Raw genomic sequence first — 23722 nt, forward strand, 5'->3', positions numbered from 1 at the left:
CCCGCCAGTTCTGCCCGCCCGTGCGGCTCGCTCAGTTCCGATCAGTCCCGCTCAGACCCGTTCCACCAGAAGGGCCTGAAGCGTGTGCCCGATGGCGCCCGCCTCGTCGTAGAGGGTCCCGGACGTGGCACCGACGCCGTCGGGGCCGATCGACGCGTCCGCGGTGACCCCGATCCATTCGCCGACGGGCCGCCGGTGGAGGTGGGTGACCAGGTCGGTGTTGAGGAACCGCCACTCGTCGGGTTCCAGAACGGCCCCGACGCCGTTCGCGATGTCGGCAACCGACATGACCCGTTCCGCCGGCGTCATCTCCTCCCCGGAGACCAGGGGGAGGGTGGGACGGGCCCAGACGACCCCGTCCTGCGCACCGCGGATCTCCAGCGAGTCGATGTAGCCACTGGTCCACCGGTCGAAGAAGCCGCTGTCGTGATCCACCTCCGGGAGCTCGCGCGGGCGGTCGGCCGACTGCTCGACCTCGGCGGTGTCGCCGACGGCCATCCGCCAGGCGCTCGCTCTGGCGACGATCCGGCCCCCCGCCTCGAGTTCCGCCTCGAGCAGTTGGATCCGGCGACCGGGCCGGACGATGCGGGCCCGGGTGCGGACCTCGCCCAGCGGCACGGGCCCGAGCAGGTCCACGGTGACGCGCGCGATCCTGGTCGACTTCGCACGTTCGAGACGATCCATCGCGCGGGTGAGCACGGCCGAGGGCGGGGATCCGTGCTGCAGGTCCGGACCCCAGGCGCTCACCGTGTGCGGGGTCGCCCGGAAGACCTCCCAGCCGTCATCAGTGCCCAACGGCTCGAAGTAGGCTTCCGTCATGATGTGCTCCTCGGTCCGGCGTGCCCCGCTGCGGGGTTCGTGACCTCGAGAGGTATCACGCGACGCCCCGGCCACCCCGGGTACTCCGGCGGGGTACCCCCGAACGCCGGACACAACGACTGGTGGTTGCACCAGTCGCACAACCGGGAGGTACGTGGGGGGAAGATCCCGGTCTCACCCGCCCGCTCGATCTCCGCCCACAGCGAGTCGAGCTGGGACTCCGTCTCGGTGAGAGTCGCGAGATCGGGGGTCAGGGTGAGCCAGCTGCCGTTCCTGAGGTAGATCAACTTGAGCTGCGCGGGCACCACACCCTGGGTGCGCTGGTACATCAGGGCGTAGAACCGCATCTGGAACATCGCCTGGTCCTGATAGCGCGGACGGGGCGGTTTGCCCGTCTTGTAGTCGACCACCCGGACCTCGCCGGTCGGCGCCACGTCCACCCTGTCCAGGTAACCGTGGAGCGGGGTACCGGAGGCGGTGGAGGTGACGAGATACTGCTCACACGCCGCGGGGGAGAAGCGCCGGGGATCCTCGATCCCGTAGAGCGCGGACACCAGGGCGGCGACCTCCGACTGAAACTCCGCCCTGCCGCTGAGCGGCACCACCTCGGAGCCCCCGCCCTCGTAGAAGAGCCCCACCGCAGTGGGGACGAGCTCCGCGGCGCGCTCCGGGGCGCGCTCGGACTGCTCCAGTGCGTACAGGTCCTCGAGCACCGAGTGCACGACTGTGCCCAGCACCTGGGCGCGGGTCTTCGGTTCCGGGATCCTGTCGATCGCCTTGAGCCGGTAGAGCAGGGGGCACTGCCTGAAGTCCGCGGCGCGCGACGCCGACAACGCCAGGGGCGTGCGCACCGGCGGGGGCGCGCCCTCAGGAGCGGCAGGGGAGGCCGGGGTACCGCTGCTGCCGATTTCCAGGGGATCCGTCACACCTGGCAGGGTAGACAACCGGTCGGACAACCGGCCGTCGTCCCCTGGAGGTCCACCGTGCAGCGATCCGGCCCGTTCGTCGTCGGCGACCGCGTCCAGCTCACCGACACCAAGGGGCGCAAGTACACCGTCGTCCTGGTCGAGGGAGCCGAGTTCTTCACCCACCACGGCGCCGTTCGCCACGACGATCTGATCGGAACCCCCGAGGGGTCGATCGTCAGGTCGTCCGGGGACGCCGACTACCTCGCGTTGCGGCCGCTTCTCACCGACTACGTCCTGTCGATGCCGCGCGGGGCCCAGGTGATCTACCCCAAGGACGCCGCACAGATCGTCCACGAGGGCGACGTGTTCCCCGGCGCACGTGTGCTCGAGGCCGGCGCGGGTTCCGGTGCCCTGACCTGTTCACTGCTGCGTGCGGTGGGCCCCGGGGGCCGGGTCCTGTCGTACGAGATCCGCGAGGACCACGCCGAGCACGCCGAACGCAACGTCCGGACCTTCTACGGTGAGCACCCCGAGAACTGGGACCTACGCGTCGCCGATCTCGCGGAGACCTCCGTGGAGGCACTAGGCGGACAGGTCGACCGCGTGGTGTTGGACATGCTCGCCCCCTGGGACTGCCTGCCCACGGTGCGCGAGGTCCTGGTCCCCGGGGGGGTGCTCGTGGTCTACGTGGCCACCACCACCCAGATGTCCGACGTCGTGGAGGCCCTGCGTCGCCAGGAGTGCTGGACGGAGCCGCGGGCGTGGGAGTCGATTAACCGCGGCTGGCACGTCGTGGGCCTGGCGGTCCGACCCGAGCACCGCATCCAGGGCCACACCGCGTTCCTGGTCACCGCCCGTCGCCTCGCCGAGGGCGTGACAACCCTCAAGCCCAGGCGCCGGGCCGGCAAGCACTGACCCCCGGAACCGGCGCGCACACCGGCCCGCCCCGCACCCGCCCCACACCCGGCCGCTCACCCCGGCGATAGGGTGGGGGCGACGACGACGAGGATGTCGTCCGCGAGTCGGAGGGCGGGTGATCGAGGTGACCGAGGGACGTTCCCCGGGCGAGCGGGGCGGCGACAGCGTGACGCTGGACCGGGCCGAGCTCGCGCGATTGCGCAACGCCGTCGACGAGGGTGCGCGCACGGACCGGGAGAAGTCGGTCAAGATCGACGCCCTCGGCGCCCGCAACGTCCGACTCGCCGAACTCCTCAAGGAGTCCCGCGACGAGCTACAGGTCCTCAAAGGCGAGGTCGAGCGGCTCGGCACGCCCCCCAGTACGTACGGGATCGTGCTGCAGGACCCCGTGGACGCCGATACCGCGGAGGTCATGGCGGCCGGTCGGCGGATGCGTCTGACCCTGGCGCCCGGGATCGACCCCTCCGTCCTCGCGGCGGGCGTCACCGTCCGCCTGAACGAAGCGATGACCGTCATCGAGGCCTGCACCGGCCTCCCCGTCACCGGCGTCACCGCGGTCTTCCGGGATGTGCTGGCCGACGGGGCGCGGGCCCGCGTGGTGATGGGCAACGACGAGGAGCACGTCGTCCATCTGGCCTCCGGGTTGCGCGGAGGGCGCACCGCCGCCCACCCGGCGCCGGTGCGCCCGGGCGACGCGGTCCTGGTGGACCCCAAGGCCGCCGTGGCGTTCGAGGTCGTCCCCAAGGCCGAGGTCGACGAGCTCCTGCTCGAGGAGATCCCGATGGTCGAGTACTCCGACATCGGCGGTCTCGGCCCGCAGATCGAACAGATCCGCGATGCCATCGAACTGCCCTTCGTCCACCACGAGCTGTACCGCGAGTTCCATCTCGCCCCACCCAAGGGCGTCCTGCTCTACGGCCCTCCAGGGTGTGGCAAGACCCTGATCGCCAAGGCGGTGGCGCACTCGCTGGCACTGGCCTCGGCGACATCGCGGGGGGAGGACGTCAGCGACGGCCGGTACCCCAATTCCTACTTCCTCTCCATCAAGGGCCCGGAACTGCTCAACAAGTACGTGGGCGAGACCGAGCGGCACATCCGGTCGATCTTCGAGCGGGCCCGGGAGAAGGCGACCGAGGGCAACCCGGTCATCGTGTTCTTCGACGAGATGGACTCCATCTTCCGCACCCGCGGGTCGGGCATCTCCTCCGACATGGAGACCACGATCGTCCCGCAGCTCCTCGCCGAGATCGACGGGGTGGAGGACCTGCGCAACGTCATCGTGATCGGCGCCTCCAACCGGGAGGACATGATCGACCCGGCGATCCTGCGCCCGGGCCGACTCGATCTCAAGATCCGGATCGACCGCCCGGACGCCGACGCCGCGGCCGACATCCTCGCCAAATACATCACGCCGGATCTGCGGTTCGATCCGGACGAGGTCGGTTCCGCAGGCGGCGAGGATCACGTCCGGGTCCTCATCACCCGGATCGTCGACCGTCTCTACACGAGGGACGAGTCCACGACCTACGTGCATCTGGTCCACGCGTCCGGCCGCCGGTCGTCCCTCCACCTCGCGGATCTGACCTCCGGGGCGATGCTGCGCAACATCGTGGACCGGGCCAAGAAGCTCGCGATCAAGGACATCGTGCACGGCACGGGGCAGGGTCTGACGACGGACGACTTCCTCGACGCCGTCGACGCGGAGTTCGCGGAGAACACCGATCTGCCCAACACCTCCAACCCGCAGGAATGGGCGCGTCTCGCGGGAGTCCGCGGAGAACGCGTGGTCGAGGTCATCGTGCCGCACAGGGAGGACGAGCGGTGACCCCGGCTGAGCGCAGCGCGTCCGACGAGGTCGCGAGAGGCCGGGTGATCGGGACCGAGATCGAGTTCGGGATCGTCGCCGTTGGTCAGCCGCTGCTCAGCTCGGTGGTCACCTCGACCCAGGTGGTCAAGGCCTACACCGACCCGGGCGGGGCAGCCGAGGTCGCCGGGGCCGCCGGGACCGCCGGGACCGCCGGCGGGACCCGCTGGGACTACGGGTCCGAATCGCCCCTCCGCGACGCCCGCGGGTTCGATCTCGGCTCCGCCCGAGCCTACGACCCGAGCGAGTTCGGGGTGACCAACCGGGTGCTCACCAACGGCGCGCGCTTCTACGTCGACCACGCGCACCCCGAGTACTCCTCGCCCGAGGTCGATTCCCCGATCGACGCGGTGATCTGGGACAAGGCGGGGGAGCGGATCATGCACCGGGCCGGTCGTGAGTCGTCCGCCGTCGAGGGCAACGCCGAGCTCAAGCTCTACAAGAACAACGTCGACGGTAAGGGCGCGTCCTACGGCGCACACGAGAACTACCTCGTGCGCCGCGAGGTCGACTTCGACGACCTGACGATGAGCCTGGCGCCGCACCTGCTCTCCCGTCAGGTGTACTGCGGCGCCGGTCGCGTCGGTATCGGTCAGTCCGCGGAGGAGGCCGGGTTCCAGATCTCCCAACGCGCGGACTACATCGAGGTTCTCACGGGTCTCGAGACCACTCTGCGCCGCGGGATCATCAACACCCGCGACGAACCGCACGCCCCGGACGAGACGTGGCGCCGTCTCCACGTGATCCTCGGCGACGCGAACATGGCCGAGCTCGCGACGTACCTGAAGATCGGCACCACCTGCCTGGTCCTGGACACGATCGAGGCGGGGATCGATCTGTCCGACCTGGTCCCTGTCGACCCGGTCGAGGCGGTGCACACCATCAGCCACGACCCGTCCCTCACGGCCACCGTCGCACTGCCCGACGGCCGGGCGCTCACGGGGATCGGCCTCCAGCGCGAAATCCTCGGCCGTGTGTCGGACCTGGTCGGGGACGGCACGGGGCGCCCGGGGTGGGCCGTCGAGGTCCTGGCCGAGTGGCGGGAGATCCTCGACGCACTCGAGCGGGACCCGATGTCGTGCGCCGACCGGCTGGACTGGCCGGCCAAACTCCGCCTCCTGGAGGGGTTCAGGGCACGCGACAACCTGGAATGGGACCACGCGCGACTCGCCCTCATCGACGTCCAGTACCACGACATCGACCCGGAGCGCGGACTCTACAACCGTCTCGTGAGCAAGGGCGCCATGCGCAGACTGGTCACCGAGGCCCGGGTAGAAGCTGCGGTCACGACCCCTCCCGAGTCCACGCGGGCCTGGGCCAGAGGTCGCTTCCTGGCCGAGCTAGGCGACCGCGTCCACGCGGCGGGGTGGGATCACGTCGTCGTCGTCGACTCCCGCGGCGACCACCGTCACGTCGACCTGGCCGACCCGTACACGGGGACCCGGGCCCACTGCGACGCCCACCCGGAGTTCCTCAGCCCCGACGGCCCACCGGTCCACTGAGCACCCCGTTCACACCGCCCACACCGCCCACACCGCCCACACCGCCCACACCGCCCACACCGACACAGGAGCAGCCCACACCATGTCCCAGATCCAGAAGAGCGCCGGCGGCGCAGGCGAGTCGGACGACGAGGCCGGGCAGGTCGCCAAGACCGCCCAGACCTCGTCCGCCGACTCACTGCTCGACGAGATCGACGACATCCTCGAGACCAACGCCGAGGAGTTCGTGAAATCCTACGTCCAGAAGGGCGGGCAGTAGACCGCCATGATCCGCCGCATCGTCGGGATCGAGACGGAGTTCGGGATCACCAGCGTCGGTGGCGAGGGTGCACGCTCGCTCGGGCCCGACGAGATCGCCCGCTACTTCTTCCGTCCCGTCGTCGAACGCTGGCGCAGTTCGAACGTGTTCCTCGAGAACGGATCCCGCCTCTATCTGGATGTGGGTTCCCATCCCGAGTACGCGACCGCGGAGTGCGACGGTCTGGAGCAGATCGTCGCCCACGACAGGGCGGGGGAGCGGATCATCGACGACCTCGCCGTCCACGCCGAACAGTCGCTCGCGGCCGAGGGGATCGACGCCAAGGTCTACCTGTACAAGAACAACACCGATACCGCGGGCAACTCCTACGGCTCACACGAGAACTACCTCCTCGACCGTTCGACCCAGGTCCGGAGCATGGCCACGACGCTGCTGCCGTTCCTGGTGAGCCGACAGTTGATCTGCGGCGCCGGCAAGATCCTGCCCGGGACCCCGGCGGGCGTGGGCGCCGCCGAGGACGGGGAGACGACCTTCTGCTTCTCCCAGCGGGCCGAGCACATGTGGGACGGTGTCTCGTCGGCCACCACGCGATCGCGCCCGCTCATCAACACCCGTGACGAGCCGCACGCGGACTCGACCCGGTTCAGACGGATGCACGTCATCGTGGGCGATTCCAACATGATCGAGACCACGACCCTGCTCAAGGTGGCCAGCACCCGACTGGTGTTGGAGATGCTCGAGGCCGGCGCCCCGTTGCGGGCGATGGCGATCGCCCACCCCGTCCGCGCGATCAGGGAGATCAGCCGCGACCTCACCGGGACCCGGCCGGTCGCCCTCACCGACGGCACCACGATGACCGCCCTGGAGATCCAGCGGGAGTTCCTGGCCGCGGTCCACCGCCACCTCGGGCGTGGCGGGTGGGAGCGCGACGACCGCCCCGTCGTGGAGAGGTGCGTGACCCTGTGGGAGCGGGTCCTCGACGCGGTCGAGTCCGGCGATCACGATGCGATCGCCGGTGACATCGACTGGGCCGCGAAGCTGCGGCTGATCCGACAGGTCCAGGGCAGGACGGGGGTCGAACTGGATCACCCACGGTTGGCCCAGATCGACCTGACCTACCACGACATCCGGCCGGGGCGCGGGCTGCACTCCGTGCTCGAACGCCGTGGTCTGGTCTCGCGGGTGGTGAGCGACCCGGAGATCGAACGGGCTCGGCAGAACGCCCCGGAGACCACCCGGGCGGCGCTGCGTGGCCGGTTCATCTCCGCCGCCACCGCGGCCCGGCGGGACTACACCGTGGACTGGGTGCATCTCAAGGTCGCCGACGGCACCCTGCCCACCGTCGCGCTCACCGACCCGTTCGCCGCCGAGGACCCGCGTGTCGACGGCCTGATCGCCGCGCTCGGGCGATAGCGTCCTGCCCGTGTCCACCTCCAAGTCGCAACGGCTGGTCAACCTCGTCATCTGTCTGAGGTCGACCAACGCCTACCTGTCCGCGGGGGAGATCCGCAGGATGGTCCAGGGCTACGACGACTGCGAGAACGAGGCCGCCTACCTGAGGATGTTCGAGCGGGACAAGAGGGAACTCCGCGAAGTGGGTGTCCCCCTCGAACAGGGAGCCTCACTGGCGCCGGGGTCCCCGGCCGGGTACCGGATCCCCGCCGGTGGCTACGAGCTCCCCGAGATCACCCTCACCCCCGAACAGGCCGGAGTGCTGGCCGTGGCCTCCGAGGTGTGGCGCGAGGGGGAGCGGGCCGCCCGGGCCGACGGGGCTCTGGCCAAGCTCACCGCCGCGGGGATCGACCCGGTGCACGACGCCGGAGCGACTGTGTCGGTGGAGGACCCGGCCGAACTCGCGGTCGCCGCGGTCGTCGCGGAGGCGGTCGCGGAGGGCCGACACCTCACGTTCTCGCACACCCCTGCCGGGGCGACCGAGCCGAGCGCCCGGAGGATCGAACCGTGGTGGACCGGTTCCCGGCAGGGCAACTGGTACGTGGTCGGTCACGATCTCGATCGTGGCGAACCCCGCACGTTCCGCCTGGTGAGGGTCTCGGACGTCCGGGTGGGCCAGGCCGGCCGGACCGTCCCGGTTCCGCGCACCGCCGAGGTGCTGGCGCTCGTCGACGACGCCATCTCCCGCCTGAACCCGGTGGTCGAGGCCACCGTGTGGGCTGCGGACGGCCACGCCGCCGAACTCCGTGCGATGGCCCGCGACGCCGCATCCGCGCACCGGTTCGGGCGTGCGGGCGCGGACCTGGAGGTGCGTGCCCCGCTCGGTGAGCTGTCGTCGATGGTGGCGTCCCAGGGCGCCGACGCCGTGGCCCTCCGGCCCTCCGAACTCCGCGTCCGCGTCCTGACCATCCTCTCCGCCGCGCAGGAGGCCGACCGATGACCTCCCGTGCCGTCCCACTGGCGACGCTGCTCAGCGTGGTCCCGTACTTCCACACCCGGGGCGCGGTGCACGTGGACGAGGCCGCGCGGGATCTCGGAATGACGGAGAAACAACTGCGGGACGCGCTCTGGCAACTGTGGTCCTGCGGGTTACCCGGGTACGGGCCGGGCGACCTCATCGACCTCGCCTTCTCCTCGGAGGACCTGGACGACGCCGAACTGGTCGAGGTGACGTTCACCGCCGGCATCGATCGTCCCGTCCGGCTCACCGCGGCCGAGGCCGTCACCCTGGAGACCGGCCTCGCGATCTTCCTCGATCATCCCGAGGTGGTCGACCAGACCGCCCTGCGTGATCTCCTGCGGACCCTCCGGGCCGCAGCCGGGGTCGAGGCCCGGGCGGAGGAGCCCTCCCGCCCCGACACCCCACCGGACGCCGATGTGGTCCGCACCGCCCTCCACGACGGACGCGCCCTGCGATTCGTCTACCACTCGGCCAGCTCGGACACCTCGACCACCCGAGTGGTCGATCCCGCTCGGCTCTCGGTGTCCGACGGACACTCCTACGTCCACGGGGTCGATCGCGGGACAGGGCAGTGGAGGACCTTCCGCACCGACCGGATGAGCGGGGTCGAAGAGGTCGGCCCGCGCCGGGCGCTCGGTCCGGAACCCCAGGACGGCGGGGCAGGCGTCCTCCTGGAACGGGCCGTCGTCCCCGCCGCGGCCGCGTGGTTCCTCGACGAGTTCGGGTTCCACGACGTGGTCCGGCGCCCCGACGGCGATCTCGACGTCTCGATCGCCTATCACGACCGGACGTGGCTGGTCAGGTTCCTGCTCGGACACGCCGACGTCGTGACGCCGTCCGACCCCGGACTGGCCGCGGAGATCGCCGACCGGGCCACCGCCGGGCTCGCGCTCTACGGGGCCCGCGACGACTCGGTGTCCTCGCCGTGAAATCCGCGTGAACCCGCTGGTCACCGCGTTCGGCGGGGGGGACCGCGCCACCGGCTGTCGTCGTGGGTGCGTTAGCATGGGCGTGTTGTCACACAAACGGAGGTTGACATGGGTGCGTTGAGCATCTGGCACTGGCTCATCGTCCTCGCGGTGGTGCTGCTCCTCTTCGGCTCCAAGAAGCTCCCCGACGCCGCTCGCGGCCTCGGCCGGTCGATGCGGATCTTCAAATCGGAGATCAAGGAGATGCAGAACGACGACAAGCCTGCCGAGCCGGAAGCGCTCACCCAGGCGGGTCAGCCGAACGCCGCGCAGTACGTCCAGCCGCAGGCGCATCCCGCTCAGGCTCAGCATCAGGCGCAGCAGCAGGCCCAGAGCTACCCGCAGGCCCCGCAGCAGCCTTACCAGCAGCAGGGCCAGTCCCAACAGACGGGGCAGCAGTACCAGCAGCAGTACCAGCAGCCGTCGCAGGCGGGGCAGCAGCAACAGCAGCAGTACCCACAGACTCCGCAGGCGGGGCAGCAGCACCAGCCGCAGCACCAGCAACCGCCGCAGCAGTTCGACCCCACCGGTCCGTACGACGGCGGAACCGGCACCGAGCGGTAGCAGGTCTCCTCACAGATGACGCAGACAGGACCCCAGAAGACCGGCGCCACCCCCGGGGGCGGCGCCGGTCGGTTGTTGTCCAGGCGCAAGCGCCGGCCCCGGAACCCCGACGGCACGATGCCGCTCATCGAGCACATCTACGAGCTGCGCAAGCGACTGCTCATCGCCCTCGCGGCGATCGTGGTGACGCTGGGCTTCGGGTTCTGGTGGTACGGCAGCGGTTTCTTCGGCGTCCCCTCGCTGGGCGAGATCCTCACCGGCCCCTACTGCGACATCCCACCCGGCGCACGCCTACAATTGGGCGACTCGGACGACCAGTGTCGGCTCCTCGCGACCGGCCCCTTCGAGCAGTTCATGCTCCGTCTCAAGGTGGCCGCCACCGCCGGGATCGTGTTGGCCAGCCCGGTCTGGCTCTACCAGTTGTGGGCCTTCATCACGCCGGGCCTGCACAAGAACGAGAAGCGCTACGGGATCGCGTTCACCGTACTCGCCGCCATCCTGTTCATCGGCGGGGCGGTCCTGGCCTACATCGTGATCGTCTTCGCCCTCGAGTTCCTGCTCTCCATCGGCGACAACGTCCAGACCACAGCACTGTCGGGCACGCAGTACTTCTCCTTCCTCATCCAGCTGATCCTCATCTTCGGGGTGAGCTTCGAGATCCCGCTGCTCATCGCGATGCTCAACGTCGCCGGTGTGCTCAGGTACGAGGTGCTCGCCAAATCGCGGCGCGGGATCATCATGGGGATCTTCGTCTTCGCCGCGGTCGCCTCGCCCGGTCAGGATCCGTTCTCGATGCTGGCGCTCGCCGCGGCGGTGTGCGTGTTGGTGGAGATGTCCATCCAGTTCGCCCGCATCCACGACAAGCGCAAGAGCAGGGCCCGCGAGGAATGGCTCGACGTCGACGACGAGTCCGCCTCGCCGCTGGGTCCGTCCGAGCGCCTCGACGGTTCCGGTGAGGTCCGTTCCACCGGCCCGCTCGCCGCGCCCGAGCCGGTCAGCGGTGCACGGCCCCTCCAGGCACCGTCGGGTGGGGCGATGTATGACGACACGCTCTGAGCCGCACGACGCGGGCACCCTGCTCGAGTCGTTCCTCCAGACGGAGGGATTCGATCCGGACCCGTTTCAGCTGGAGGCGTTCTCCGCGCTCGACGCCGGCCGCAATCTGCTCGTCTCGGCGCCCACCGGGTCGGGCAAGACGCTCATCGGGGAGTACGCGGCCCACCGGTCCCTGTCCGGCGGCGGCCGGTGCTTCTACACCACACCGGTCAAGGCACTGAGCAACCAGAAGTTCCGTCAGTTCCGCCACCGTTTCGGGCCCGAGAACGTGGGGTTGCTCACCGGGGATCACTCTATCGACGCCGACGCCCCGGTGGTCGTGATGACCACCGAGGTCCTGCGGAACATGATCTACGCCGGGTCCTCCGCCCTGCACGACCTGGACTGCGTGGTGATGGACGAGATCCACTACCTGGGGGACCGGTCGCGAGGCGTGGTCTGGGAGGAGATCATCCTGACCCTCGATCCGGCGGTCCGGCTCGTGGGCCTGTCGGCCACGTTGAGCAACACCGAGGAGCTCGGGGACTGGATCACCGAGATCCGGGGCGACACCGCCGTGGTCCTCTCCGACGTGAGGCCCGTTCCCCTCGCGCACATGCTCTACACGGACGGGGACCTGGTCCCCATCCGTGCGGCCGCCGATCACCGGCGACGCAGCCGCGGCGGGTATCACGACGAACGGGTGGCGGCGCGGCCCCGGGCGCAGTGGGCGCGGCGCCAGGACGTCATCGAGAAGCTCGACGACGACCATCTCCTGCCCGCGATCTACTTCGTGTTCTCGCGGGCCGGGTGCGACGGGGCGGTGTCTCAGATGCGCCGGGCCCGGTTGCGACTGACCACAGGGGAGGAGTCGCGACGGATCGCCGCGCACGTCGACGCGGCCTGTGCGCAGGTTCCCCGACACGACCTGGACGCCCTCGACTTCACCGCCTTCAGGGCCGGGCTGATCAGTGGCATCGCCGCCCACCACGCGGGCATGCTCCCGCTGTTCCGGACCGTCGTGGAGGAGCTTTTCTCGGCTGGTCTGATCAAGGTGGTGTTCGCCACGGAGACCCTCGCCCTGGGTATCCACATGCCGGCCCGCGCGGTCGTCCTGGAGAAGACCACCAAGTTCAACGGCGACACCCACGCGATGCTCACCTCCGCCGAGTACTCCCAGATCACCGGCCGCGCCGGCAGGAGAGGGATCGACACTAAGGGCACCGCGGTCGTGTTGGACCAGCAGGATCTCGACCTGGACGCGCTGTCCGCCCTCGTGGACACCCCCCGATTCCCCCTGCTCAGTGCGTTCACCCCCGACTACTCCATGGCCGTCAACCTCGTGGAACAGCTCGGTGTGGCGGAGGCGACCTCCCTCATCGGCAGGTCGTTCGCCCAATTCCAGACCGACCGCACGCTGGTGTCCCGGTCACGGGCGGTCGAACGACGGACTAACGAGCGGGACCGGATCCGTGCGGACCTGGAGGAGGCCGGCGGCGACTCCCAGCTCGACGAGTACATGTCGCTGCGCGCGGACCTGAGCCGGCTCGAGAAATCATCCGAGAAGGCCACCCGCGACGACCGGCTGGAATCCGTGCGCGCGGCGATGCTCAAACAGACCGCGGGTTCCGTGATCACCGTCGGCCGCAAGCGGTTCGGCATGGTCGCCACGGTGCTCCAGCTGCGCACCGACATCCCCTCCGACCCGGCCCTGTTGTGTCTGACCGACTCCGGCTGGACCGGGTGGCTGCGCCAGCAGGACTTCGCGGCGCCCCCCGTGCCGGTGGGGAGGGTCGACCTGCCCCGGGGTCGCCGGAAACTCGACGGGCGGGCCAAACGGGCACTGGTCCAGCGGATGGAGGGGCTGCGGGGTAAGGCCAGAGGCCGGATGAAGAACGCCGGGGGCAAGTCCGTCCGGAAGGACCCACGACTCGCGGCCACGCGACGCGCCCTGCGCCAGCACCCCCTGCACGAGGATCCCCGGATCGACAGGCTGGCCCGTCTCCACGAACGTTGGGCACGAGCCGCAGCGGACGTGGACACGCTCACCGCGGAGGTGGAGGCGGATGCCGACTCCCTGGCCCGCCGGTTCCGCAGGATCGTCGACCTGCTCGACCACCTCGGCTACCTGGAGAAGCACGAGGGGGAGGTCCGTGCCACGGACACCGGTCATCTTCTGGCGGGCATCCACACCGAGCAGGACCTGTTCGTGGCGGAGTGTCTCCGGCGCGGTGTGTGGTCGGGGCTCGACCCGGCGGGGCTGGCCGCGGTGATCACAGGCGTCGTGGCCCACCCCCGGAGCGACTCGGCGGTCCGCGAACCCTCCGACGAACTGCTGCGCGCGGCCCTCGCCGAGACCGACCGCGTCGCCGCGGACGTCACGGCGGCCGAGAAGTCCCACCAGTTGCCGCCGACCCCCGATCTCGATGCCGGACTCGCCCCGGTCCTGCATCACTGGGTGTCGGGCGGTGCGCTCTCGTCGATCCTCGCCGCGTCCTGGCAGGAGGGCGTGGAACTCACCGCCGGGGACTTCGTGCGATCGGCTCGTCTCGTCGTGGACGTGCTGGCCCAGGTCGGACAGGTCGCCGAGCCCGACCTGGCGCGCACAGCGCGATCGGCCGTGGGGTCACTGCGCCGCGGGGTCGTCCTCGACCACATGGCCTGATCAGGCCGGATCGAGCACCGAGGCAGCCTTCTCCAGACGTCCGATCGCCCGGGTCTGCCCCGTCGCCTCGCCCAGGAGATCCAACTTCTCGCGGTCCACGCGCCCTCGCCGACCGTCGACATCCCCCTCGAACTCCGGCTCGATGCCCCGCGTCCGGAGCCGGACCACCCCGCGGGCGGCGGCCAGATAGTCGGCGGCCTCGAGGACCGCCGTGCGCTGCCGCGCGGAGAGCCCAGACCCCTCGTCCTCGGCGGCCGCCACGATGCCGTCGAGGTCTGCGTACTCCCGCAGGAGGGAGGCCGCGGTCTTGGTGCCGATACCCGCCACCCCCGGCAGGCCGTCGGAGGCGTCACCGACCAGTACCGCGTAGTCCGCGTACACCCGCGCATCGTCGCCGGCGGGCAGATCGAATCGCTCCGCGACGACCTCCGGGGTGTACGCGAGACGCTTCCTCATCCCGGCGCCCACGTACACGACCGTGGTGGTCGCGGATGCCAGCTGGAACAGATCGCGGTCTCCCGTCACCACCAGCACCTCGCGGTCACGCGCAGCGAGCTCCGCCAGGACGTCGTCGGCCTCGGCGTCGGCCGCGGACGCCTGCGTGATGCCCGCCGCGGTGAGGATCTCTCGTATCGCACCGACCTGGGGGTGGAGCGAGGCGGGCGCGTCCTCACCGCCGTCATCCCCGACCCGGTGGGCTTTGTACGACGGCAGCAGTTCGACGCGCCAGTCGGGGCGCCACTCACGGTCGAGGGCTGCCACCAGGCCTGTTGGCGAGTACTCCTCGAGCAGCACCGACACCATGTCGCAGAACCCGCGCACCGCGTTGGCCGGTGCGCCGTCCGGCCCGGTGATCTTCTCCGGTACCGAGTGGAACGCGCGGAACCACAGGCCGGCGCTGTCGAGAACCATGAGCGGGCCCTGGGACACCACGCCTCCTCGGGTCGGGATCGGGCCGGGTGTCGGCCCTGCGCCAGGATAGTCCCCCGTGCTCCGTCGTCAGCGGCTCACGCCCATCGCCACGACCGGGCGGCGGCGAACCGGGAGACCCTAGGGTGGGGGGATGAGCACCGACCCCTCGGACCTCCACGCCCGACGACTCGCGGCCGTGCGTGACCGCGCGCGGGAGATCGGCATCGACCACGTGGTGGTGTACTCCGGCGAGGACATGGCCTACCTCACCGGTGAGCGTATGGACTCACACGAGCGGCTCACGGCGATGGTCGTCCCCGTCGGCGACGGGGTGCCCCTCCTCGTCGTCCCGGCCCTCGAGCTCACCCACGCCCTCCGCGTGGCGGCCGATCGGGTGGGCGCGGAGCTGCACCCCTGGGCTGACGGAACGGATGCTGTCCCGCTCGTGGCCGGCACGGTGTCCGGCCGCGTCGCCGTGTCCACCGCGATGCCCGCCCTCCACCTCGTGCCGCTCCAGCTGGGCGTCGACGGCGAGGTGGTCCTCGCCTCAGAGGTGATCGACCACGTGCGGGCCGTCAAGACCCCTTCGGAGGTCGAGCAGCTCGCCGAGGCCGCACGTCGCATCGATGCGGTCCACGCCCGGATGGGTGAGTTCCTCGTCGTCGGTCGCACCGAAGCACAGGTGGGTGAGCTGATCACCGCGGCCATCGAGCAGGAGGGCCTCGCGCACGCCGAGTTCGTGATCGTCGGGTCGGGCCCCAACGGCGCCGACCCTCACCACGGCGTCTCCGAGCGGGTGATCGAGCGGGGGGACGTCGTCGTCGTGGACATCGGGGGACCACTCCCGAGCGGGTACCACTCGGACTGCACCCGCACCTACTCGATGGGCGCACCGGCCGCCGGCGTCGCCGAGACCTACGCCGTACTGGAGGAGGCGCAGAGCCTGGCCCGCAACGCCGTACGACCGGGGATCGCGATCGGTGAGGTCGACGCCGCGGCGCGCGACCACCTCGCGGCCGCCGGACTCGGGGAGCTCTTCGTCCACCGGACCGGACACGGCATCGGCATGGGCCTGCACGAGCCGCCGTTCGTCGCCCCCGGCGCCGAGACCGTCCTGGTGGAGGGGATGACTTTCTCAGTCGAGCCCGGGATCTACCAGGCCGGCCGGTGGGGTGCCCGCCTCGAGGACATCGTCGCCGTCACCGCGGACGGCCGACGCGACCTGAACACCGGGGACAGGGGACTGCGAGTCCTCTAGCCTCGGCGACCTCTGCAATCAGCGGCCTCTGCAGTCAACGACCTCCGGCGTCGTCGTGCACCACGGACCGAAGCGCAACGGCCCGAGGGGGAGCGCCCGGTGCTCCCGCCGCACGTCGGCCTTCCCGCATCCGCTCCCGCGCCTGGCGTCTCGCTCGCGCGGCTGCATTCGCCAGCCACAGCCGCCCGCCGGGATGGCGTCCGGCCTGCGCATCGGCTCAGGCGAGACGCCATGGCAGCGGGCGGCTGTGACCGCGCACGCGAACCCGGAGGAGTCGTCTGGTCTCGTCCAGCAGACCGCGCACCCGGCCGCGCATCGAACCGCGGTGTCAGGCGTCGGCGAACATCTGCTTGGAGCCCAGGACGCGGTCCACCTCGATCGCCACCACGACCCGCTCGGGATTGGGCTTCGGCTCCCGGTAGCGCATCCCGTACCGGCGCTCCCCCTCGCGCACGGCGGCCTCGTCGGTGAGCAACGTCGCCCGGCCCTCGAATGTCAACCAGCGGCCGCGGTCCACGTGGCAGACCGCCGCCCGCCCACCTCGTGCGGCGTTGCGGGCCTTCTGCGACCCCCTCCGGGTGATCACGCGGGCCAGACCCGACCCGGTGTCGATGGTGAAGCCCACCGCGACCACGTGCGGTGAACCGTCGCTGCGGAGGGTGGTGAGCGTACCGAGGTGGTACTCGGCGAGGAACTCGTGAGCTTCGGGGGAGAGGTCTGCCAGGGTGCGGGACATAGCGGCGAGCCTGCCACAGTGAGCCGGCGCGGACGGCGGCGACGGGTGGCGGCGACGGACGGCGGCGCCGGGCGTGCGACCGAACCTGGGCCGTGCGTGGGACCCGGGTGTCACCGGGCGTGGGACAATGCCCTCATGTCCAGCCCCGCATCCCCCGCACCCCGGCGCGCACCGGGCGGCGAGGTCGTCGTGATCTTCGGTGGCCGGAGCGAGATCGGTCTGGCGATCGCCCGGCGTCTCGCGGGCGGACGCACGGTCGTCCTCGCCACACGACCCGGCCGCGACGTCTCCTCCCTGGCGGCACCTCTCACAGCCGCCGGAGCCTCGGCGGTCGAGATCATCGACTTCGACGCCGACGACCTCGGTTCCCACGCGAGGGTGGTGGAGGACGTCGAGTCCCGGATCGGTGAGATCTCGGTCGCGGTCCTGGCGTTCGGGATCCTCGGCGACCAGGAGGTGGCCGAGAAGGACGCGGCGGCAGCGGCCCGGATCCTGCACACCGACTTCGTGGCCCAGGCCGCCCTGCTCACCGTGCTGGCGGAGCGGATGAAGCCCCGGAAGCGCGGTGTGTTGGTGGCGTTCTCCTCCGTCGCCGGTCAACGAGTTCGGCGCGCGAACTACGTGTACGGGTCCGCCAAGGCGGGTCTCGACGGTTTCGCCTCGGGGATGGCGGACGCACTCCATGGCACGGGCGTCACTCTGGTGATCCCCCGCCCGGGATTCGTGATCGGCCGGATGACCGAGGGCATGGACCCCGCACCGTTCTCCTCCACGCCCGACCAGGTGGCCGATGCGGTGGTCGACCGGGTGCGAGCCCGACGGGCCGGGGTGGTGTGGATCCCGTGGCAGCTGCGGGTGATGTTCGTCGTGGCCCGGTTCGTCCCTCAGCCGATCTGGCGACGGATGCCACGGTGAGGCCCCCTGCCACCGTGGATCGCGACCGGTGACCGCCGCGTTCGTCGGCGTCGGCACCGGAGATGCCGATCTGCTCACCGTCCGCGCCTCCAGACTCCTCGCCCAGTGCGGCACCTGCCTGTTCGAGGGTGACCACGGACTCCAGGAGGTGCTGTCCCTCTGCCCTCCGCGGGCCCGACTGGTCGACACCACCGGGATGCCTGTCGCGGATATCGTCGCCGAGATCCGGGAGGCGAGTGGACGCGGAGACCCGGTGGTCCGGCTCATCCCGGGCGAGCCCTCCACGTACCGGGGGGTGGCGCGGGAGCTCCGCGCTCTCGACGCCGCGGGGATCGGGTGGCAGATCGTCCCCGGCGTTCCCGTCATCGCCGCGGCCGCCGCCGCTCTCGGGATCGAGCTGGCGGGACCCGGTGGACCCGCCTCGGTCCGCATCGTGCGGCCGTCCCACGAGTCCGGAGCGTCCCCGTCCGACGGGGAGCCGGTCCCATCCCTCCCGACCGGCGGTGCGGACCTCACCGTCGTGCCGCACGTGGGTCCCCGTCGACTCGCCGGGGTGATCCGGGAGCTCGCGCCCGCCCACGGCCCGGAGTGCAGCGTCGGGATCGTGGTCGCCCCGGGCCGGGAGGGCGAGATCACCGTCGTCGGAACCTTCGGCGACATCATGGGCCGCATGACGGGAACGGATCTCCCGGAGGACATGGTGGTCTGCGCGGGACCTGCGCTCGGGCGCGGACGGGACGACGACGGTCTCGGCGGAGACCCGGCGCCGAACGGGAGCCCGTCACCCGAGTCCGCTCGTGAATCGGTGACGCCGTCCGTCGCGCCGAGCACCTCCCGGATGCCCGCGCCCACACCGGGCCGGATCCTCCTCCTGGGCGGGACCGACGAGGCGCGCAGGCTCGCCGAACTCATGGTCACGGCCGGGCTCGACGTGGTGACCTCTCTGACCGGAACATCGTCCCGCCCACGGATGCCCCGGGGCGAGGTGCGGATCGGTGGGTTCGGGGGGCCGGAGGACCTGGCCCGCTGGCTCCGCGAGAACCGGGCGAGCGCCCTCATCGACGCCTCCGACCCGTTCGCCACCGACGTGTCGGTTTCCGCGACCAGGGCCGCCCACGAGACCGGCACCCCTCTGCTCCGCGTTCTCCGGCCCCCGTGGGCGCCGGAGGACGGCGACCGGTGGATCCCGGTGGCCGACGTGGACGCCGCCTCGCGACTGGTCCGCGAGCGATTCCGCCGCCCGATGCTCACAGTGGGACGAGGGGGCCCGGCCGCCTTCGCGGGCGACACCCGGGGGTCCTACCTGATCCGGTGCGCCGAGCCTCCACCCGGACCACTCCCGCACCGCTACCTGCTCGTCCTCGACCGGGGTCCGTTCGGAGTCGAGTCCGAGCGCACCCTCATGTCGCGCCACCGCATCGACGTCCTGGTCACCCGGAACACCGGGGCGCAGGCGGCGGCCGCCACGCTTCGTGCCGCGCGCGATCTGCGTATCCCGGTCGTCATGGTGGACCGGCCGTCTGCGTCACCCACCGACGTGGGCGGACGCGGCGACACCGGGGCCCTCGACACCCCGTTCATTGGCGACACGGCGTTCACTGCCGACACCGTGCACTCGGTGGACGAGGCGGCCCGCTGGCTGGTCCACCGCTTCGGCTCACGCTGATCCGGTCACCCAGGGGGACGAGGCGTCGAAGATCATCCCCATCGGCGCCAGGACCCGCACCACCTGTTCGGCCATGTCCTCGGTCAGGCCGTGGAGGCCGATCACCCTGTCGGCGGAGACGGTACTCGGCCGATCGACGGCCCCGAGGAACCCGGCAAGACGTGCCGGGACGATGCCGTGGGGGACCACCGCGAGAAGGCTGACGAGCCCATCGGTGGTGTCGACCCACCCCACGCGTGGGATCTCGGCGGCGGTGACGGGGGAGCGGGGTGCGTGCGGGACACCGCTTCCCCGGGCCGCATCCGGGCCACGCAGAAGTGCGTCAGCCATGTCCGCGAGGACCCGTGGAGCGTCGAGCGCCGATACCTCGGTTTCCTCCAGCCGGCCGGGCGCGTGGACCCGGACGGCGCCGCCGGGACCAGAGCTGACCGCCGCCAGGTCGGGCGCGTGGGCCAGCACGTCCCCGGAGCCGTCGTCGAGGCCCACCACCAGCGAACGACGCGGCACCGGGGTCTCGACGCGTCCGAGCAGTTCCGCGCACAGGCGCTCGGGGAGGTCCGCGAGGTCGTGGTGACCCTCGAGGCGGCCGGCCATGGGTGAGGCGAGGACGTGGGGGAGGCGGTGATCCCCGACGGCGGGGGACAGTCCGGCCGCGACGAGTGCGGAACGGGGGATCGGCTCACCGTCGGCGGGCCGGATCAGAACGCCACCCCCAGGCGCGAGCCCGATCCCACCGCCGACGTCTGCGGCCACCGTGGCCAGGGTCGTCCAGTCGGTGGGGCGCAGCCGGCCGCCCGGGAACCGGGCGAGTGCGTCGTCGGGCGAGGCGGTCATGGGAAGTCAGCTTAGGCGGGGAGCGGGTGGGGGGCCGGTCCCCGGACCGGTGGCTCAGGGATACTCGGGGTCATGACCGCATTGTTGGCCACCGGGGGCCGCGTCCTCACTCCCTCCTCACGTGATGCCACCGCCCTGGCCCACGAGGACGGAGTGATGCTGTGGGCCGGTGCCGACGCCCCGGGACCCGCACTGTTCCCCGGAGCCGACCGCCTCGATCTCGAGGGGGACTGGGTCGCCCCCGCATTCGCCGAATGCCTCTCGGTGGGCCTTGACCTCGAGTCCGCCGCCGACGCCGGCGTGGTCACCGCCCACGTGCCCGCATCGCATCCGCTCGAGGCCGTGGCCGGCCGGGTCCGGGCGGGGGAGCGGGTGGTCCTGGACGGCCACGAGGACCCCGCCCGGATAGCGGACGCGCTCACCCGGGTGGCCGGCGAGGTCGGCGGTCCGACGGTGGCGCGGTGCACGCCGCTCCTCATCGGCATGGGCGCACGGATCGACGACGAGACACTCGCGGGCCTCGCGGCCGTCGGCACGGTTCTCCTGCTCCGGCCCCTCGTCGACGACCTCGAGGGTGTCGACCTCGTCCGGATCGCCGGTTCCGGGGTGGCGATCGCGGCATCGACCCGGAAGGACGGCTCGGTCCGGCCATGGGACACCCTGCGGGCGCTGACCGCGGTACCCGGCGGTCGCGGCCTGTCCCCCCGCGCCGCGTTCACCGCTGTGACCCGGGGCGCCCGCCGCGCCGCCGGGGCGCGCGACGGCACGGCCGGGACCCTCACCCCGGGCGCGGCGGCGACCTACGCGAGGTGGCGGACCGGTGAGCTGGCCGTGGTCGCGGCCGACGACGCGGTCCAACGATGGTCCACCGACCCGCGGTCCGGTGTGCCACCCATGCCCGACCTCTCGGGGCCGGACCCCGTCCTGCGCGCGCTGGTGGTCGACGGTGAGACAACGGTGCCCCCGCGGTGACCGGCGTCCTGTCCCGGGCGGTGGGGGCGGCTGCGGCCGGCGCCCTGCTGGCCGCGTCGTTCCCCCCCGTCGGCCTGTGGTGGTCCGCGATCCTCGCGTTGGCACTGCTCGTCGTGGTCCTGTCCCCGCTGCGCGGCGTGGCGCCCCGTCCGCGGACCGGTGCCCTCCTCGGGTTGATCGCGGGCCTGGTGTTCTTCCTCCTGCTGGTCCCGTGGGTGGGCCTGTACGTGGGGGCCTACGCCGCGTGGGCTCTGGCGCTGGTCGAGGCGTTGTACCTCGCCGCGTTCGGGGCCGGGGCCGTGGTGATCCTCCGGGAAGGACTCGCGGCCGGGCGACGGCACGGTCTGCGGGTGGTGGGCGCGGCACTCGGGGTGGCCGGATGGTGGTCGGTGTGGGAGTGGATCCGCTCCTCGTGGCCGTGGGGCGGTTTCCCGTGGGGCCGACTGGCGTTCGGCCAGGCCGACGGCCCGTTGCTGCCGTTGGCCTCGCTCGGCGGTACCCCGTTGCTGGGGTTCGCGGTCGCGGCCACGGGCACCGCGCTCGGACTCGTCGCCCTCCTGCTCATTCGCCGGCACCGGCCCCCGCGTGTGCCACTGCGTTCGGCCGGCGGGCTCCTGATGGTTCCCCTCGTTACCGCTGGACTCGCCGCCGCCGCGGCACTCGACACCACGTCCCGAGAGACCGGGGAGACCGCCGACATCGCCGTGATCCAGGGCAACGTCCCGCGCCTCGGGTTGGACTTCAACGCGCAGCGCCGCGCGGTCCTCGAGAACCACCTCCGGGTGACCGCGGAACTCGCCGACGACGTCGAGGCCGGAACCGCGGTCCGGCCGGATGTGGTGCTGTGGCCGGAGAACGCCTCCGACATCTCGCCTCTGGCCGACCGGCAGGCCGGCGCCCAGATCTCCGCCCTGTCCCGCCGATTGGACGCCCCGATCCTCGTGGGCACCGTCCTGCGGGTGGGTGACGGCCCCGAGGCCACCAACTCCTACCTGGTCTGGGACGGTCGATCGCCCGAGCCCGCCGCGGATCCCGTGGTCGACCGCCACGACAAGAAGTACATCCAACCGTTCGGGGAGTGGTTGCCCCTGCGCGCGCCGCTCGAAGCCATGTTCCCGATCGCCCGGACCGCCGGGCACTTCGTCCCAGGCGACGGCGACGGGGTGGTGACCGCGGCCGGGATCGACTTCGGGGTGGCCATCTGCTTCGAGATCGCCTTCGACGCCGCGGCACGTGAACCGGTCGCCCGCGGAGCGCAGATCCTCACGGTGCCCACGAACAACGCGACCTTCGGCAGATCCCCGATGAGCTACCAACAGCTCGCCATGTCGCGGGTCCGGGCGGTGGAGCACCACGTCCCCGTCCTCGTCGCCGCCACGAGCGGGGTCAGCGCGGTGATCGGCCCGGACGGTCAGGTGCTCCAGGAGACCGGGATCTTCGAGCCCGCGACACTGTCGGCGCAGGTCGAGTCGGACTCCGCCGGTACCATGGCAACCCGACTGGGGGGCATCCCGCAGATGGTGAGCTGCCTCATCGGGCTCGTCGGCCTGGGATGGGCGTTGATCCGCACCCGGCAGCGACCCGCGACCGAGTACGAGGAGACGTAAGTGACCGATCCGATGGCGCCTCCGCCCGCAGCCGCGTCCGCGCGGACGCTGGTGATCATCCCCACGTACGACGAGCGCGAGAATCTCCCGGGCGTCGTCGAGCGTCTGCTCGCGTCAGCCCCCGACGTGGCGGTCCTCATCGCCGACGACAACAGCCCCGACGGCACCGGGGAGGTCGCCGACCGGCTCGCCGCCGACGACCCCCGGGGGCGGATCACCGTCCTGCACCGCGCTGGCAAGCAGGGGCTCGGCGCCGCCTACATCGCGGGATTCCGCTGGGGCCTGGAACGCGGCTACTCCGTGCTCGTGGAGATGGACGCCGACGGCAGCCACCCGCCCGAGCGGCTGCCCGCGATGCTCGCGGAGATCGACGCCGGCGCGGACCTGGTGATCGGATCGCGCTACGTGCCCGGTGGCAGCGTGGAGAACTGGCCGTGGCAGCGCCACGTGATCTCCCGCGGCGGCAACGTCTACTCCCGGATCATGCTGGGGGTGGGCATCAAGGACATCACGGCGGGCTTCCGGGCCTACCGCAGCGAATCCCTGTCACGTCTGGACATGGACGCGATCGAATCGAAGGGCTACTGCTTTCAGATCGACATGACCTGGCGTCTGTTGAACACCGGGGGCACGGTCGTCGAGGTCCCCATCACCTTCACCGAACGCACCGTCGGGCACTCCAAGATGAGTGAGTCCATCTTCCGCGAGGCCGCTGTGAACGTAGCGCGCTGGGGCTGGGAGAAGCGACGCGGACAGCTGAGATCGCTCGTCCGGCGCTGACCCCGCCCCCGAAGCCGTGGCGCCCCGCAAAGTCAGGACGCCCCCGGCCCCGTTGAGGGGCCGGGGGCGTCCCGGCGGGGTCTGGCTGCTCTAGCGAGCGCCGGCGCGCCGACGCTTCTTGAGGATG

Annotated in this window: 21 protein-coding genes; 16 read left to right on the plus strand and 5 right to left on the minus strand. The window is 71.4% G+C overall.

What is annotated here, in order from left to right; genetic code table 11:
* Positions 1–51: 51 nt before the first annotated feature.
* Positions 52–819: a thioesterase family protein gene (locus CEY15_RS01450; RefSeq protein ID WP_095716963.1), complete on the minus strand. Its 768-nt coding sequence runs from the start codon at positions 817–819 to the stop codon at positions 52–54.
* The gene (locus CEY15_RS01455; protein WP_245847088.1) at positions 816–1745 is read right to left on the minus strand and encodes a RecB family exonuclease; all 930 of its coding nucleotides are present in this window, start codon (positions 1743–1745) and stop codon (positions 816–818) included. The genes CEY15_RS01450 and CEY15_RS01455 overlap by 4 nt, the downstream gene beginning before the upstream one ends.
* 57 nt (positions 1746–1802) lie before the next feature.
* On the opposite strand from CEY15_RS01455, the gene CEY15_RS01460 reads away from it, so the two are divergent.
* The 10 genes from CEY15_RS01460 (at position 1803) to CEY15_RS18655 (ending at position 13915) form a co-directional block, all read left to right on the plus strand.
* On the plus strand, positions 1803–2642 hold the full coding sequence (locus tag CEY15_RS01460) for a tRNA (adenine-N1)-methyltransferase (protein ID WP_017836744.1): 840 nt from the start codon (positions 1803–1805) through the stop codon (positions 2640–2642).
* A gap of 127 nt (positions 2643–2769) precedes the next feature.
* A complete protein-coding gene (gene arc / locus CEY15_RS01465; protein WP_095716991.1) occupies positions 2770–4470 on the plus strand; it encodes a proteasome ATPase in 1701 nt (566 codons plus the stop codon).
* Complete coding sequence (dop, locus tag CEY15_RS01470) at positions 4467–6011, plus strand: depupylase/deamidase Dop (protein ID WP_095716965.1); 1545 nt, start codon at positions 4467–4469, stop codon at positions 6009–6011. The genes arc and dop overlap by 4 nt, the downstream gene beginning before the upstream one ends.
* An 82-nt stretch (positions 6012–6093) precedes the next feature.
* A complete protein-coding gene (locus CEY15_RS01475; RefSeq protein WP_017836742.1) occupies positions 6094–6270 on the plus strand; it encodes a ubiquitin-like protein Pup in 177 nt (58 codons plus the stop codon).
* Positions 6271–6276: 6 nt separating this feature from the next.
* Positions 6277–7683, plus strand: coding sequence for a Pup--protein ligase (gene pafA, locus CEY15_RS01480; RefSeq protein ID WP_095716966.1), 1407 nt, complete (start codon positions 6277–6279; stop codon positions 7681–7683).
* Between the two features lie 10 nt (positions 7684–7693).
* A complete protein-coding gene (locus CEY15_RS01485) occupies positions 7694–8662 on the plus strand; it encodes a helix-turn-helix transcriptional regulator (RefSeq protein ID WP_017836740.1) in 969 nt (322 codons plus the stop codon).
* The gene (locus CEY15_RS01490; RefSeq protein WP_095716967.1) at positions 8659–9612 is read left to right on the plus strand and encodes a helix-turn-helix transcriptional regulator; all 954 of its coding nucleotides are present in this window, start codon (positions 8659–8661) and stop codon (positions 9610–9612) included. The genes CEY15_RS01485 and CEY15_RS01490 overlap by 4 nt, the downstream gene beginning before the upstream one ends.
* Before the next feature lie 108 nt (positions 9613–9720).
* A complete protein-coding gene (tatA, locus tag CEY15_RS01495) occupies positions 9721–10215 on the plus strand; it encodes a Sec-independent protein translocase subunit TatA (protein WP_095716968.1) in 495 nt (164 codons plus the stop codon).
* 117 nt (positions 10216–10332) lie between these two features.
* Entirely contained in the window at positions 10333–11271 is a 939-nt protein-coding gene (gene tatC, locus CEY15_RS01500; RefSeq protein WP_245847092.1) for a twin-arginine translocase subunit TatC, read from the plus strand.
* The gene (locus tag CEY15_RS18655) at positions 11255–13915 is read left to right on the plus strand and encodes a DEAD/DEAH box helicase (RefSeq protein WP_095716970.1); all 2661 of its coding nucleotides are present in this window, start codon (positions 11255–11257) and stop codon (positions 13913–13915) included. The genes tatC and CEY15_RS18655 overlap by 17 nt, the downstream gene beginning before the upstream one ends.
* Here CEY15_RS18655 and CEY15_RS01510 read toward each other — a convergent pair whose 3' ends face one another.
* On the minus strand, positions 13916–14845 hold the full coding sequence (locus CEY15_RS01510) for a 5'-3' exonuclease (protein ID WP_095716971.1): 930 nt from the start codon (positions 14843–14845) through the stop codon (positions 13916–13918). It abuts the gene before it with no gap.
* Positions 14846–14978: 133 nt separating this feature from the next.
* On the opposite strand from CEY15_RS01510, the gene CEY15_RS01515 reads away from it, so the two are divergent.
* Positions 14979–16085: a M24 family metallopeptidase gene (locus CEY15_RS01515; RefSeq protein ID WP_095716972.1), complete on the plus strand. Its 1107-nt coding sequence runs from the start codon at positions 14979–14981 to the stop codon at positions 16083–16085.
* Between the two features lie 328 nt (positions 16086–16413).
* Here the strand turns inward: CEY15_RS01515 and CEY15_RS01520 are convergent, their stop codons facing one another.
* Complete coding sequence (locus tag CEY15_RS01520) at positions 16414–16821, minus strand: pyridoxamine 5'-phosphate oxidase family protein (protein WP_017836733.1); 408 nt, start codon at positions 16819–16821, stop codon at positions 16414–16416.
* Between the two features lie 135 nt (positions 16822–16956).
* On the opposite strand from CEY15_RS01520, the gene CEY15_RS01525 reads away from it, so the two are divergent.
* Both CEY15_RS01525 and CEY15_RS01530 read left to right on the plus strand, forming a co-directional pair.
* Entirely contained in the window at positions 16957–17736 is a 780-nt protein-coding gene (locus tag CEY15_RS01525; protein ID WP_095716973.1) for an SDR family NAD(P)-dependent oxidoreductase, read from the plus strand.
* A gap of 28 nt (positions 17737–17764) precedes the next feature.
* A complete protein-coding gene (locus tag CEY15_RS01530) occupies positions 17765–19402 on the plus strand; it encodes a cobalt-precorrin-6A reductase (protein ID WP_095716974.1) in 1638 nt (545 codons plus the stop codon).
* Here CEY15_RS01530 and CEY15_RS01535 read toward each other — a convergent pair.
* Positions 19394–20236, minus strand: coding sequence for a hypothetical protein (locus tag CEY15_RS01535; protein ID WP_017836730.1), 843 nt, complete (start codon positions 20234–20236; stop codon positions 19394–19396). The two genes, CEY15_RS01530 and CEY15_RS01535, sit on opposite strands and share 9 nt — an antisense overlap.
* 72 nt (positions 20237–20308) lie before the next feature.
* On the opposite strand from CEY15_RS01535, the gene CEY15_RS01540 reads away from it, so the two are divergent.
* The 3 genes from CEY15_RS01540 to CEY15_RS01550 are packed head-to-tail and all read left to right on the plus strand — an operon-like array spanning position 20309 to position 23595.
* Entirely contained in the window at positions 20309–21208 is a 900-nt protein-coding gene (locus tag CEY15_RS01540; protein WP_095716975.1) for an amidohydrolase, read from the plus strand.
* Positions 21205–22815: an apolipoprotein N-acyltransferase gene (lnt, locus tag CEY15_RS01545; RefSeq protein ID WP_095716976.1), complete on the plus strand. Its 1611-nt coding sequence runs from the start codon at positions 21205–21207 to the stop codon at positions 22813–22815. The genes CEY15_RS01540 and lnt overlap by 4 nt, the downstream gene beginning before the upstream one ends.
* A gap of 12 nt (positions 22816–22827) precedes the next feature.
* On the plus strand, positions 22828–23595 hold the full coding sequence (locus CEY15_RS01550) for a polyprenol monophosphomannose synthase (protein WP_176474981.1): 768 nt from the start codon (positions 22828–22830) through the stop codon (positions 23593–23595).
* Positions 23596–23722: the final 127 nt, after the last annotated feature.

It is taken from the genome of Dietzia natronolimnaea, from assembly GCF_002289575.1.
GTDB lineage: Bacteria > Actinomycetota > Actinomycetes > Mycobacteriales > Mycobacteriaceae > Dietzia > Dietzia natronolimnaea_A.